This is a genomic window from Salimicrobium album, from assembly GCF_900107115.1.
Classification (GTDB): domain Bacteria; phylum Bacillota; class Bacilli; order Bacillales; family Halobacillaceae; genus Salimicrobium; species Salimicrobium album.
Map to the genome: position 1 here is coordinate 12,915 of NZ_FNOS01000004.1, position 12,630 is coordinate 25,544.

The following is a 12,630-nucleotide window of genomic DNA, read 5'->3' on the forward strand; positions in this document are numbered from 1 at the left end:
CATTATTCTTTATTTTACCACAAAAGTCGAAGGGCGGTGTAATTCAGGAAAGATATTTCAGAACGAATGTGCTTTCCGGTACTTGAGAGGAGTCGTCCCCATGACTTCCCTGAATTTCCTTCCGTAAGTGGTGACAGAGGAGTATCCGTATTCCGATGCCACGTCCTTGATCGAATAGTCGGTGAAGATAAGATGTTCCGTGGAAGCTTTTATCTTCTTGCGGTGGATATAGGAAGTGATCGTTTCCTGCATTTCTTTTTGGAAAATGGAAGACAGATAAGGAGAGGAGATATCGAGTTCTTCTGCTACAGTACTCAGCTGCAAATCCCGCGACTTCACTTTTGTATTGATGAACTGGATAGCCTTGGCGACATGCGGGTTCGTTATCGTATCGAATTCCTTAACGCTCGAGGCGTACAGATCAATGATCTTGTCCGTCAGAAAACGTGCCCCCGACTCCGCCTGCTCCGCCTTCATCTCGTCAATCGTGTGGAACAGGGAGAAGACCTGAGCCATAGACATCAGGGTGAGATGCCTGGCCTCGGACTGAAGACTTGCTGAAGCGAGAATGCTCTTCCAGAAAAACTGGATGCTTTTCCACTGTTCCGGGTCCGGGTATTCCTCATAACAGAAACCGGTGGAGTGGAAAATGTTATAGAGACTCTCCCGGTCGTTGTCGGCGAGAGAACGAGTGATGTTATGAACGTCTCTCGAGGTTGTGGAATGCGAGTTAAGATGATCCACAGCCCGCATAGTCTCATCCAGACGTTTCAAATAAATATGTTCAGCTGACTCCAAAGGGAATAACCTCCTTTCTGAAATTCCGTCATTATTTAAATTTATAATACACTAGTCCTAGGTAAAAGTGAAAAAAAAGGTTCTTTATAATCATACAAGCGCATTTTTTTGAATAGCTATGAAGATGAAAAGCATCTTTTGTTCTTTATAAAATAAATTTGTTTTCTTTTTAGATACCTACGTGTATACTGAACGTAATGATGAATGGAATGTCAGGACCGGGAGGGGCAGCGGAATGAAAAATCATAAGTTCTCCTTAATCTTATGTACGCTCGGAAGAACGGATTTGGTAGGGAACTTTATAACGTCAATATCTTCACAGACGTATCAAAATTTGGAACTTATCATTGTCGATCAGAATGAAGACGAGAGAATCCACGAGCTGTTGAAGAGAATGGAGCCGGATTTTCCCGTTCTTCACTTGAGTTGTGAAAAAGGCCTGTCCAAATCCCGCAATGAAGGTTTGAAATATGTATCCGGGGAGATTGTAGCCTTTCCGGACGATGACTGTTTGTACCCGGAGAATTTACTGCGGAGAATCAACGATTTTTTCGACGAGAATAATTTAGATGTGCTGGCGATTAAAATGAAGAACAGCGTCCCGACAGGAAGAAAAGTACAGGAAAATACGAAGTCCCAGTTCGTTCATAAATACAATGTTATCGGTCTGATGGCTTCTATCTCCTCTTTTTATAAAAAAGAAGTTATCGATCAAGTCGGCGCGTTCGATGAAAGGCTTGGCCTCGGAGCGAATACGATATTCCAGGGCTGTGAGGATTACGATTATCCGATCCGGGCTCTTAAAGAGGGGTTTATCATTTATTACACGAATACGATAGAAGTACTGCACCCCTGGGATTATGAAATGGTTGATAAAAACAAAGATTTGAAAGGTCGATCTTATAACGGGGGAGCGGCCGAAATGTTTCTTTTGAATAAGCATAACTATTCTCTTTTCTATCGACTGAAACGGATATTCAGGAGAATAATGGTGAGTTTGTACTATATGTTGAAGCGAAACCGGTATAAAGCAGGTCTCAGTATTGCAATTTTAAGAGGTATGATTGCTCACTTCAGGTATCGCCCGGGGTAGGTAGTATAAACGTAGCATCTTTACAGAAGCAGAGCCTCCTCCGCTGGGAGAGGCTCTTTTATATAGAAGGTTTCGGGACTGTAATCAACATCATTCTTTATAAAGAATTTAAAACAGGGAAGTACAAAAAGGTTTTGTTCTTTATAAAATATATATTTTCATTATTTTAAACAAAGGCTAGGCTTTTTGTAAACGATGTAGTATAATACTAAACAAGACCAGAAGAAAAAATAGCGAATTTCCGGATTGTAAATAAAGAGTGAAAGGAGTGGATTCAGTTTATCGTTCCTTATTAAGAACAAAGGCTGTGTTTTCCGAAAAAAGTGAGCTTCAGCGTGAGTCTTTTATTTTTTGCCGGTTTGTTCTTTATAAAGAATAAAATAACTTTAATGGAAATGAACCTTCAGCAATTGCAGGGAAGAAATGGGCGATCTTTTAACAGGAAAAGGAGTGACTTTAATATGGAAAACTCTGTTGTTCAGAAAAAACCTGTCCCACGTCCCTCCGGAAGATCATTTCAGGGAGTCGTTAAGAGAAGTCTCGATATTATTTTAAGCCTGATCCTCCTCATGGTTTTGACACCTGTGTATGTGCTCATTGCTGTTGCCATCTATATAGAGGACGGCGGTCCGGTTCTGTTCAGACAGACACGCACCGGTAAGGATGAAAAACTTTTCCGTATGTATAAATTCCGATCTATGCGAGTAGTGATGAAAGAGGAAAGGTCGGACGGAAAGACGTACAGCTGGACGAACGGCGTACCGGATGATTTCGTATTCAAAAGCTGCTCCGAATGGCATCCGGATGTCACCAGAGTGGGAAGGTTCATTCGGAAGTTCAGTCTGGACGAACTGCCTCAGCTGGTGAACGTCTTAAAAGGCGAGATGAGTGTGGTAGGACCAAGACCGGAAGTTCCGGAAATCACAGACTGCTACAGTGCCGCTCAGAAAAGAAGGCTGGAAGTGAAACCCGGCATCACCGGATGGGCTCAGGTAAATGGAAGAAGTGAAATAAACCACGGTCAGAAAGTACATTTCGATAACCATTACGTCGATCATCTGTCATTGAAAATGGATGTAAAAATCTTTTTTCTTACCATATTGCAAGTACTGAAAGGAAAAGGTGCTGTGTAATGAATGGCAAATGGAAGAAAAGGGTTACCGGGTTCGGGAGGAAAAGCTGATGGGAGCATTGATGGCTTTCTATGTAAATACGTTCCTGCTCGCAATCGTCAATCTGAAATTGCGCAACAGAACACTCGGTTTTTTACTGATAGCATCCCTTTTAATCTTTTCTGCTTTCCGGAAAAATATCGGTACGGATTTCGAGTCTTACTTTCTTCTTCAAAAGGCAGCAGATGTAAATCTGGACTATGTATATTTTGAACCGTTCCACAAACTGTTGTTTTTCCTCGGTACGGTCACAGGTTATGAATACGCTTATTTCGTGCTTACTACCCTGTTCATCTTCTTCTTTCTCGTCAAAATCCTTAAAGATCATGCGAAAGTGGCGCCGGAACTTACCCTGATTTTTCTCACTTCCGGATTTTTCTTCTATTCGTTCAACGGTATCAGACAGTTTATGAGTATCATCGTCTTTCTGTACGCCGTGAAGTATCTGGAGAGGAACTTACTGAAGTACTTCCTGTACATCGGCCTTGCGATCACCGTACACTACAGCGCTATGATTCTGCTTATCGTACCGTTCGTACTGAAAGGCCTGAAAAAGGTACCTGATAAACTGTTTATTTTCATTATTCTTTTCTCCATAGCGTTCTCACCAGTAATTAACATAGCGATAGAGTTCATCGTCGAAAGTGTTCCTGTCCTGGAGACTTATTCCTTCTACGTTCGCGAAGATTTTGTGGAGGTAAGCGCCAAACACTTTATGGAACGGCTGGCGTGGGTGGTGCTGGCAATGTTTCTGATACTCGGCACCGGAAAAAATGTCAAAAATAATTTTTACTACCTGGTGCTGTTCGGAATCATCCTGCGACTGGTCCTGCCGCTTTCCTTATCGAGAATAGCCCTGGACTTCCTGATGGTACAGATGCTGCTTTTCCCTTATCTGCTCAGCTTGACCGGTGCTAATGTAAACAGGAGTATCAGAACTGTAGTGCTGGCGTTCTCTCTTATCCTGTTCTGTACGTACCTGTTGACCAACACTTCCCACATTTTCGGTATCAGATAGAGCTGGGGGATTATACTGTCCCTTTGTTCTTTAAAAAGCACGTTACGACTATTCACAAAACAAAAGGGGCTGTTACTAGTGGAAAATGGTTATTCGACCATGGAACTTCTGCTTATATTGAAACGACGCTGGCTGGTTATCACTCTCATAGTAATTCTGGGGCTCGGAGCGGGTGCTTTCGTTACGTTTTACGTAATCACTCCTCAATACAAGATGTCCTCGGAGTTCATCGTTAACCAGGCTCAGCCGGTTTCTACAGAAAGTAATTCAGTGACATCGGAGAGTATAAGATCGAATATCGAACTGATCAACACGTATAACGTCATCATTAAAAGTCCTGCCGTGCTCGACGAAGTGACTTCGTGGCTGGGTCTTGAAATGAGCGCAGAAGAACTCAAAGACAAAATATCGGTATCAAGTGCCGAAGAATCACAGGTAGTCGAAGTCACGGTAGTCGATACAAGCCCGGAGAAAGCAGCCGAAATCGCTGATACTACGGTCCTTACTTTTAAAGATAGTATTCCTGAACTAATGAATGTAGATAACGTGCAGATTCTTTCGGAAGCTGCCCCGGCCGGGGAGGCTGTTCCGTTCAGCCCTAATATAATGCTGAACCTGCTCATAGCCCTGGCGGGGAGTGTGGCTGTCGGAAGCGGAGTCGCTTTTATCCTCGAGACGTCGGATACGACACTTCGAAAAGAAAGTGACGTAATCGAAAACCTCGGTGTACCGTTTATGGGTAGTGTCGAAGTAATTGTAGAAGAAGGAGAAGATTCCATCCCTGCTTCTAACACTGTGGAAATGAGAGGTGAGTCCATTGGTTCGTAAACAGACAGTAAATAAAAAAGGCAGTTACCTTGTTAACGGTAGACATTCTTTAGCGGCAGAGCAGTACAAAACCATCAGAACGAATCTGGAATTTGCGTCTGTAGATCGTAAACTCCGATCATTTTTCGTCACATCCCCGGGCCCGGGAGAAGGTAAATCTACAACTGCCGCCAATCTGGCTGTCGTTTTTTCGGAACAGGGAAAAAGAGTGATTCTTATTGATGCCGATATGCGTAAACCGACCCTTCATTACACGTTTTCCTCCGAAAACGTAGTTGGTCTCAGCAATTATCTTGCCGGCCAGAAACCTTCCGTCACCAATGTAATTCAGGAAACAGCAGTGAAGAATCTGGATATAATAACGAGCGGGCCGGTTCCGCCGAATCCGGCTGAGTTGCTGGGCGGAAATTCCATGAAGACTCTTATGAACGAATTGAAGAGTACTTACGACCTGATCATTTTCGACACGCCACCCGTACTTTCTGTGACTGATTCACAGTTACTGGCCCCGTATACCGAAGGGGTGGTTCTCGTAGTACGGAGCAGGAAGACGCGAAGAGAAGAAGCGAATAAAGCCAAAGAAGTACTCCTGCACTCACGGGCCAGGATCCTCGGTGCGGTACTGAACGGTAATGAAATGGAAAAAAGGAAGAAAAACTATTATTACTACGCTTAGCAATGGGAGATTCAAAAAAGAGAGCAGAGCTTCTGGAAGGGATGCCTATGGAAAATATATTAGTGAAAATTTCACAGAAAACATTTGTCAGAAACGTAGTGATTGTAGCTTCCGGTACCGCCTCTGCGCAGGTGATTATGGTAGTGAGCTCTCAGTTTTTAACGAGAATATATGGACCTGAGGCGTTCGGCATGTTTGGAGTCTACTCTTCGATCATCGCCATCCTGGCTCCCGCAGCCGCCCTGACTTACCCTATTGCCATCGTCTTACCGAAATCGAAAGAGACAGCGATGAACGTGATGCGGCTCTCCTTTTACATTACGCTCCTGGTAGCGTTGCTGACGACGGTGGTGCTGTTCTTGTTCAATGACATCATCGCATCAGTGTTCCATTTACAGGAGGTCGCCGCTTTTCTCTATTTTCTGCCATTCGTCATTTTCTTTTCAGGGTGTCTGCAAATCATAGAGAACTGGCTCATTCGTAACAATCAGTATAAAGTTACGGCCCGTTCCGTCATGGGGCAGACGACCATAGTCCAGGCAGGCATGGTCGGAATCGGGTTTTTCAACCCAATGGCAGCTGTACTGATTCTGTTCACTTCGATGAACCAGGTGTTGCGCTCCCTTCTTATGGTGGCCGGTGCCGGGTACTTTCGACTCGGAAAACTCACGGCTTTTTTGAAACAGACGAACATGCGGGAGATGAGGAGGTCAGCGAAAAAATATTATGACTTTCCGGCTTATCGAACCCCGGAACTTTTACTGAATGGATTCTCTCAAGGGTTCCCTGTTCTGATGCTGAGCAGTTTCTTCTCTCCTGCAGCCGCAGGGTTTTACGCCATAGGCAGAATCGCTCTCGATATGCCGGCTCATTTAATCGGGAAATCCGTCTCAGATGTTTTTTATCCCCGTGTTACGAAGGGGGCGAATAACTTTGAAAAGATCACTCCCATACTGATGAAAGCGACGGGGGTGATGGCTGTCATAGGTCTCCTCCCGTTTGGCCTCGTCATTCTGATTGGCCCGTGGTTATTCGAACTGGTCTTCGGAGAAGGATGGGCGATGGCGGGGGAATACGCCGTGTGGATTGCAGTGTGGGGATGGACAAGATTCCTGCAGGGACCAAGTACCAGTACTCTGCCGGTTTTGTCGGCGCAGGGGTTCCATCTCGTCTTCACGATCTGTTCCTTAAGTGTCCGGGTATCAGCGATGTTTGCCGGATACTGGATTTTCGGTGATGACCTTATAGCCGTGGCGTGTTTTTGTCTTGGAGGTGCGGTAATGAACGTACTTCTTGTGCTCATTACGTGGAAACGAACTCGCAGATTTGATACGGAGCGAAGTAGTTTGATGTAAAAGGAAGAATTATACACTTTCGTTCGTTATATAGAATTGATTTTCTTCGGCGCCTGGAGGTATCGCGGATTTAAATAAAGGAGGACATTGAAAATGAAAAAGAATGCCCGTAACTCAAAAGGCACGGTTCTGGTCACGGGAGGAGCGGGGTATCTCGGCTCCCATACCAGTGTCGCCCTGCTTGAAGCCGGTTATAACGTCGTCGTCGCTGACAACCTCATTAACGGATACGAGGAGAATGTAAAAAAAGTGGAGGAAATTACCGGAGCGTCCGTCACCTTCTATCGGGCGGACGTAACAGATGAACAGGCATTACAAAAGATATTTGCGGAACATTCGTTCGATGCGGTCATGCACTTCGCCGGACTGAAATCTGTTAAAGAATCCTTCGCGAGAGCGCTGGACTATTACCACACGAACGTCAGCGGAACTGTAACGCTGGCGAAAGTCTGTAACGCTTTCGGAGTACAAAAATTCATCTTCAGCTCATCCGCTACAGTTTATGGAGAGAACCAGGTTCCGTTTACGGAGCACATGCCGCTGAAGCCGACCATCAACCCGTACGGAGAAACGAAAAGTATGTGCGAACGCGTACTGCAGGATTTTTCATTGATGAATCCTGAGTTTTCCATAGCCATTCTTCGCTATTTCAACCCTGTCGGTGCTCATGCAAGCGGGAAGATAGGTGAAAACCCGCGTGGTATCCCTGATAATATCATGCCCTACATTACCCAGGTTGCGACCGGGAAACTTGAGAGGCTCCATATATTCGGGAACGATTACGAGACACCGGACGGAACGTGTATAAGAGATTTCGTCCACGTCATGGATATTGCCGAAGGACACGTGAAGACGATGGAACATCTGGACGGCGGGGCAGTCGTTTACAACCTCGGAACCGGAAAAGGGACGAGTGTGAAGGAACTGATTTATACATTCCAGCAGGTGAACAACGTCCGTGTGCCGCATGAATTTGCAGCACGAAGAGAAGGAGACATAGAAATCTGTTATGCAGACACCGGAAAAGTCAACAGGGAAATCGGCTGGCGGGCGGCACGCACGGTAGCGGACATGTGCAGGGACGCATGGCAATACGAACTCGCTCTCATGAAAGAAAAGGCGACGCTGCTTGAAGCCTCGAGAGGGGGAGGGACTTTTATCGATATGGAAAAGAAAGTCTGATCTGCGGTCATGATCGACAGTCTTCGGAACATCTCGAACATCGGATCGATTACTGAAAAGGGGCGGTGGGACAATGAAATTCTCTGTATTGATTTCCGTATACGATAAGGAAACTCCCCGATTTTTCAAAGAAGCGTTGGAGAGTGTAGTGGAACAGACCCGAAAGCCGGACGAAATCGTTGTAGTAAAAGACGGGAGACTTACTGATGGACTGGAGGAAGTGCTTCAGACATTCGAGCGGGAGAATGAGCCGTTAGTGAAAATCGTACCACTCGAGGAGAACGTGGGACTCGGGGAGGCTCTCCGGACAGGGGTATGGCACTGCTCCCATCCTGTCATCGCCCGTATGGACAGTGATGATATAAGTCTTCCTCACCGGTTTGAAACGCAAATCGATTATTTAAAAACACATGAGGATGTAGACCTTGTAGGAGGATGGATTTCCGAGTTTGATGAAAACGACTCCAGGAGGCATACGAGAACCGTACCCACGGGGTATGAAACGATTAAGAGACGGGCCAGATACCGGAACCCGCTGAATCACGTATCCGTCATGTTCCGAAAGCAGGCAGTGCTGAAGAGCGGAAATTACCAGACGTGCCTGTGGAATGAAGATTACTACCTATGGATCCGGATGCTGAGCAGAGGGTGCAGAATAGAGAATATTCCGGAAGTCCTCCTGGATGTAAGGACCGGGAAAGGGATGTACCAGCGCAGGGGCGGAAGAAACTATATAATGAATGAAGTGAAATTTCAAAGAATGATACTGGAATCGGGATTCATCTCTCGTTCGGAATTTGTGTTCAACGTATCGAGCCGCACATTTGTAAGAGTGCTTCCGAACGACGTACGTTCTCTGATATATACCCGGATGCTGAGGAAAAAGCCGGTTGTGCCTCAGGCTGCCGGAGAATAGAGCTTGAAAGCTGCGGTCCTTGAGTGGACGGCAGTTTTTTTATGTGGTCGTCCCCCGAATCCTGACGTTTGGGGGAGGAAATTCAGTGTGAAGGTCACGAAAAGGCTGAAATCCTTCCCTTCGGAGGAAAAATCGTCTGTTGAAGGTAATGATTCGGAGTTAATCGTTACCTTCAGATCTTTTTGAGAACGGTGAAGGTCACGAAAGAGACTTGATTGAGAAAGTGAACACGTGTTTCAGTGTTTTTTTTCATTCAATTAGCAGTGAACAACAAAAAGCCCTGAAAAAATGAGCGATTCACTTAAAATAGCCAAATCTATTATTATACGGTCTCTATGTAAGATACAATAGAAGCATTTATTATTCCGACTTTTTTATCGTTTTATCAAACAAAAGGTTGTTTTCACATGTCTTATTTGTTTTTAACTAAGAAGTCGGGATAATCTGAAAGTCGGAATAAGTGGTGTGAGAGGTCGGGGGTTAGTCGCCCCCTCCTACTCGATTAATTTTTCACTTTTACAATAGAACTTGATCCTAATCAATTTTTATTTCATAGAAACATCCTATACTAGAGTCATCAACAAGGAATACAAATGAAAATGAAATTGGAGGGAATCAACATGCAAAGATATATATTAAGTAAAAAGAATTCCATTACACTGATCAGTGCAATTTTGATTGCACTTGCATTCTTCGGACGATTTTCCTTAGACAACATGGCCATTTTCAATTGGTCGCTCATCATTGCATCTATTCTTGGTGTAGCACCAATTGCGATTCAAGCCTTTCAGGCATTAAAAGTAAAAGTTGTCAGTATTGATGTTTTAGTTACCATTGCAGTAATTGGGGCAGTATTGATTCAAAATTATGAGGAATCAGCCATCGTTACTTTCTTATTCTTATTTGGTTCTTACTTGGAGCAACGTACCTTGAACAAAACACGTTCTGCCATTAAAGAATTAACAGAGCTGGCACCAGAAAGTGCTTTAAAGCAAATGGAAAATGGAGAATTTGAAGAAGTTGATGTCGATGATGTAGATGAAGGTGACATTTTATTAGTCAAAACGGGTGCAAAAGTCCCCGTAGATGGAACCGTGTTAACAGGTGAAGGTCACATCAATGAAGCAAGTATTACCGGAGAGTCTGTTCCAGTAAGCAAAAGGGTCGATTCTGAAGTATTTGCGGGAACAATCTTAGAAAATGGAACGATTCAAATTCGATCTGACCGTGTAGGGGAAGATACAACATTTGGTAGAATTATCGAATTAGTGGAAGAAGCACAGGATTCCAAATCAGAAGCAGAGCGGTTTATTGATCGATTCTCTAAATATTATACACCAGCTGTTTTAGTCCTTGGTTTTATTGTTTGGCTATTCTCAAAAGATATTGAACTAGCTATCACGATTCTTGTTTTAGGATGTCCAGGTGCATTAGTTATCGGGGTTCCTGTATCCAACGTTGCCGGTATCGGAAACGGTGCACGTAATGGTGTCCTCCTAAAAGGTAGTGAAGTTATCAATGACTTTAGCAGAGTAGATACTATCGTTTTTGATAAAACGGGAACATTGACAGTAGGAAACCCTGAAGTTGCCGAAAAAGAATTTTACGGCAACAACACTGAAGAAATTCTAGGATACTTAGCAAGTGTGGAGCGCGAATCGGACCACCCACTAGCAAAAGCTGTCTTACAGGATATTGGCGAGACAACTTTCTATACTGTTGAAGAAACCGAAGTCGTTAAAGGTGGCGGAATTGTAGCAAAAATAGGTGTTCATCGTATAGCCGTTGGTAACGTAGCTTTAATGGAAAAAGAAAATGTGAAATTAAGCGAAAAAGCTAAAAAAGACGTCGAACGCTTTGAGAAAAATGGGAATTCTCTTGTGTTAACTGCGGTTGACGGAGAATTAAAAGTTCTGATGGGTATTCGGGATCAAATCCGTCCAGGTGTTAAAAAAGATCTTCAAAACCTAAAAAAACTTGGAGTCAAAAACCTAGTCGTTCTTTCAGGGGACAACCAAGGAACCGTAGATTTAGTTGCTCGAGAACTTGGATTAACAGAAGCACACGGTCATATGCTTCCAGAAGGAAAATCCGCATATATTGAAAAAATGCAAGCAAAAGGCCAACTCATTGCCTTTGTCGGTGACGGAGTGAATGATAGTCCTTCATTAGCCTTAGCAGATATCGGAATCGCAATGGGAAGTGGAACAGATGTTGCAATTGAAACATCGGATGTCGTTTTAATGAATTCTGACTTTAGTCGTTTACCACACGCATTAGGCTTAACAAAATTAACTTCAAGAAACATGAAACAGAACATCACCATAGCAGTTGGTGTGGTATTAGTCTTACTTGCTAGCCTACTATTTAGTGAATGGATGAATATGTCAATCGGGATGTTGGTTCACGAAGCAAGTATCTTAGTAGTCATCTTGAATGGTATGAGATTGCTTCGATACCGTTTGAGAGGATAAATTTAATAGAAAGCGGTCTTGACGAATGATAAAGGGGAAGTATTCAGGTAGGAAGAACAAAATACTCCCCTACTTTTTTCTTAAAACTTGATTTGCGTCAATTTCATTTCGTAGAACCTCAGCTATACTTAAATTGTAAAGAAGAAGAGGGAAAACAAAAAAGTCAAAGATAAGATGAAAGGAGAAATAATTCATGCAAAAAGCAGTTATTCAATTAGAAACATTATCTTGTCCATCTTGTATGCAAAAGATTGAAAATGCGGTGAAAGGATTAAATGGGGTTAATCAAGATAGCTTAAAAGTATTATTCAATGCCAGTAAAGTAAAAGTAGATTTTGATTCAGAAACGATCACCGTTAACGATATCAAAAAGGCAATTGAAGACTTAGGATATCCCGTTGTTAAATCAAAAGTAAAATCTGCCTAAGACAAACACACATAACAAAAATTATATATAGAAAGAGGGAAATAATAATGTCTGAGCAAACATTTAACGAAGTAATAACAAACCATTTTGAAAAACTGGATTTATACACTACTGCGATTACACGGGCCTATGGTAAGAACCATCCAGAAGCCTTTGAAGTACGTGAACTATTTGAAAAACTCAGTAAAAAGGTAAAAGATGCTGGTGCAAACAAACCAGACTTGGATGTTGAATTTGCTCAGTTACGAAAAATCACAAACAACTACGCCATTCCTGGAGATGTATGTGAAACATATGCAGGCACCTACGAAATGTTATCAGAAGTAGACAAAGCATATCAGGCTTAAAAGTAACCCAAAAACAAAAGAATAAATTGGTTTACGGTCGTTAAAAAATGAAGGGAGAAATGATTTATGCAAAAAGCAACGATTCAATTAGAAACCTTATCTTGCCCATCTTGTCTCCAAAAGATTGAAAATGCGGTGAAAGGAATAAAAGGTGTGAATCAAGATAGCTTGAAGGTAATGTTCAATGCTAGTAAAGTAAAAGTAGATTTTGATTCAGAAGCAGTCGTTATTAACGATATCGAAGAGGCAATTGAAGACTTAGGATATCCTGTTGTCAAATCAAAGGTAAAACCTGCTTAATCGAGTGAATAGAAAGGAAGCCTAAGATGCCCTCTTAGGCTTTT

13 protein-coding genes are annotated in these 12,630 nt (G+C 43.1%); 12 read left to right on the forward strand and 1 reads right to left on the reverse strand.

Annotated elements, in window-relative coordinates:
* Positions 1 to 57 precede the first annotated feature (57 nt).
* Positions 58 to 798 carry a helix-turn-helix domain-containing protein gene (locus BLU03_RS08025; protein ID WP_093107031.1) on the reverse strand — a complete coding sequence of 247 codons (741 nt, stop codon included), beginning with the start codon at positions 796 to 798 and terminating at the stop codon, positions 58 to 60.
* Positions 799 to 1,033: 235 nt separating this feature from the next.
* Between BLU03_RS08025 and BLU03_RS08030 the strand changes: the two genes are divergently transcribed.
* The 12 genes from BLU03_RS08030 (at position 1,034) to BLU03_RS08085 (ending at position 12,586) form a co-directional block, all read left to right on the forward strand.
* Complete coding sequence (locus tag BLU03_RS08030; RefSeq protein ID WP_093107033.1) at positions 1,034 to 1,891, forward strand: glycosyltransferase family 2 protein; 858 nt, start codon at positions 1,034 to 1,036, stop codon at positions 1,889 to 1,891.
* Positions 1,892 to 2,352: 461 nt separating this feature from the next.
* Positions 2,353 to 3,024: a sugar transferase gene (locus BLU03_RS08035; protein WP_093107036.1), complete on the forward strand. Its 672-nt coding sequence runs from the start codon at positions 2,353 to 2,355 to the stop codon at positions 3,022 to 3,024.
* Positions 3,025 to 3,073: 49 nt separating this feature from the next.
* On the forward strand, positions 3,074 to 4,081 hold the full coding sequence (locus tag BLU03_RS08040; protein ID WP_176765443.1) for an EpsG family protein: 1,008 nt from the start codon (positions 3,074 to 3,076) through the stop codon (positions 4,079 to 4,081).
* A 78-nt stretch (positions 4,082 to 4,159) separates the two neighbouring features.
* A complete protein-coding gene (locus BLU03_RS08045) occupies positions 4,160 to 4,909 on the forward strand; it encodes a YveK family protein (protein ID WP_245698773.1) in 750 nt (249 codons plus the stop codon).
* Positions 4,899 to 5,585 carry a CpsD/CapB family tyrosine-protein kinase gene (locus BLU03_RS08050; RefSeq protein WP_093107040.1) on the forward strand — a complete coding sequence of 229 codons (687 nt, stop codon included), beginning with the start codon at positions 4,899 to 4,901 and terminating at the stop codon, positions 5,583 to 5,585. The genes BLU03_RS08045 and BLU03_RS08050 overlap by 11 nt, the downstream gene beginning before the upstream one ends.
* 47 nt (positions 5,586 to 5,632) lie before the next feature.
* Positions 5,633 to 6,940: a lipopolysaccharide biosynthesis protein gene (locus tag BLU03_RS08055; RefSeq protein ID WP_093107428.1), complete on the forward strand. Its 1,308-nt coding sequence runs from the start codon at positions 5,633 to 5,635 to the stop codon at positions 6,938 to 6,940.
* 93 nt (positions 6,941 to 7,033) lie between these two features.
* The gene (galE, locus tag BLU03_RS08060) at positions 7,034 to 8,122 is read left to right on the forward strand and encodes a UDP-glucose 4-epimerase GalE (RefSeq protein WP_093107042.1); all 1,089 of its coding nucleotides are present in this window, start codon (positions 7,034 to 7,036) and stop codon (positions 8,120 to 8,122) included.
* 73 nt (positions 8,123 to 8,195) lie between these two features.
* Positions 8,196 to 9,038 carry a glycosyltransferase gene (locus tag BLU03_RS08065; RefSeq protein WP_093107044.1) on the forward strand — a complete coding sequence of 281 codons (843 nt, stop codon included), beginning with the start codon at positions 8,196 to 8,198 and terminating at the stop codon, positions 9,036 to 9,038.
* 620 nt (positions 9,039 to 9,658) lie between these two features.
* A complete protein-coding gene (locus BLU03_RS08070) occupies positions 9,659 to 11,512 on the forward strand; it encodes a heavy metal translocating P-type ATPase (RefSeq protein WP_066189335.1) in 1,854 nt (617 codons plus the stop codon).
* Positions 11,513 to 11,705: 193 nt separating this feature from the next.
* Positions 11,706 to 11,939 carry a heavy-metal-associated domain-containing protein gene (locus BLU03_RS08075; protein ID WP_066189340.1) on the forward strand — a complete coding sequence of 78 codons (234 nt, stop codon included), beginning with the start codon at positions 11,706 to 11,708 and terminating at the stop codon, positions 11,937 to 11,939.
* Between the two features lie 47 nt (positions 11,940 to 11,986).
* Positions 11,987 to 12,286 carry an iron-sulfur cluster repair di-iron protein, ric gene (locus BLU03_RS08080; protein WP_093107046.1) on the forward strand — a complete coding sequence of 100 codons (300 nt, stop codon included), beginning with the start codon at positions 11,987 to 11,989 and terminating at the stop codon, positions 12,284 to 12,286.
* Between the two features lie 66 nt (positions 12,287 to 12,352).
* Positions 12,353 to 12,586: a heavy-metal-associated domain-containing protein gene (locus BLU03_RS08085; protein WP_093107048.1), complete on the forward strand. Its 234-nt coding sequence runs from the start codon at positions 12,353 to 12,355 to the stop codon at positions 12,584 to 12,586.
* Positions 12,587 to 12,630 lie beyond the last annotated feature (44 nt).

Excerpts from the sequence above, each read along its gene's own strand:
- BLU03_RS08030 (WP_093107033.1), top strand. The coding sequence starts at position 1,034 with ATGAAAAATCATAAGTTCTCCTTAATCTTATGTACGCTCGGAAGAACG.
- BLU03_RS08035 (WP_093107036.1), top strand. The coding sequence starts at position 2,353 with ATGGAAAACTCTGTTGTTCAGAAAAAACCTGTCCCACGTCCCTCCGGA.
- BLU03_RS08040 (WP_176765443.1), top strand. The coding sequence starts at position 3,074 with ATGGGAGCATTGATGGCTTTCTATGTAAATACGTTCCTGCTCGCAATC.
- BLU03_RS08055 (WP_093107428.1), top strand. The coding sequence starts at position 5,633 with ATGGAAAATATATTAGTGAAAATTTCACAGAAAACATTTGTCAGAAAC.
- galE (WP_093107042.1), top strand. The coding sequence starts at position 7,034 with ATGAAAAAGAATGCCCGTAACTCAAAAGGCACGGTTCTGGTCACGGGA.
- BLU03_RS08065 (WP_093107044.1), top strand. The coding sequence starts at position 8,196 with ATGAAATTCTCTGTATTGATTTCCGTATACGATAAGGAAACTCCCCGA.
- BLU03_RS08070 (WP_066189335.1), top strand. The coding sequence starts at position 9,659 with ATGCAAAGATATATATTAAGTAAAAAGAATTCCATTACACTGATCAGT.
- BLU03_RS08075 (WP_066189340.1), top strand. The coding sequence starts at position 11,706 with ATGCAAAAAGCAGTTATTCAATTAGAAACATTATCTTGTCCATCTTGT.
- BLU03_RS08080 (WP_093107046.1), top strand. The coding sequence starts at position 11,987 with ATGTCTGAGCAAACATTTAACGAAGTAATAACAAACCATTTTGAAAAA.
- BLU03_RS08085 (WP_093107048.1), top strand. The coding sequence starts at position 12,353 with ATGCAAAAAGCAACGATTCAATTAGAAACCTTATCTTGCCCATCTTGT.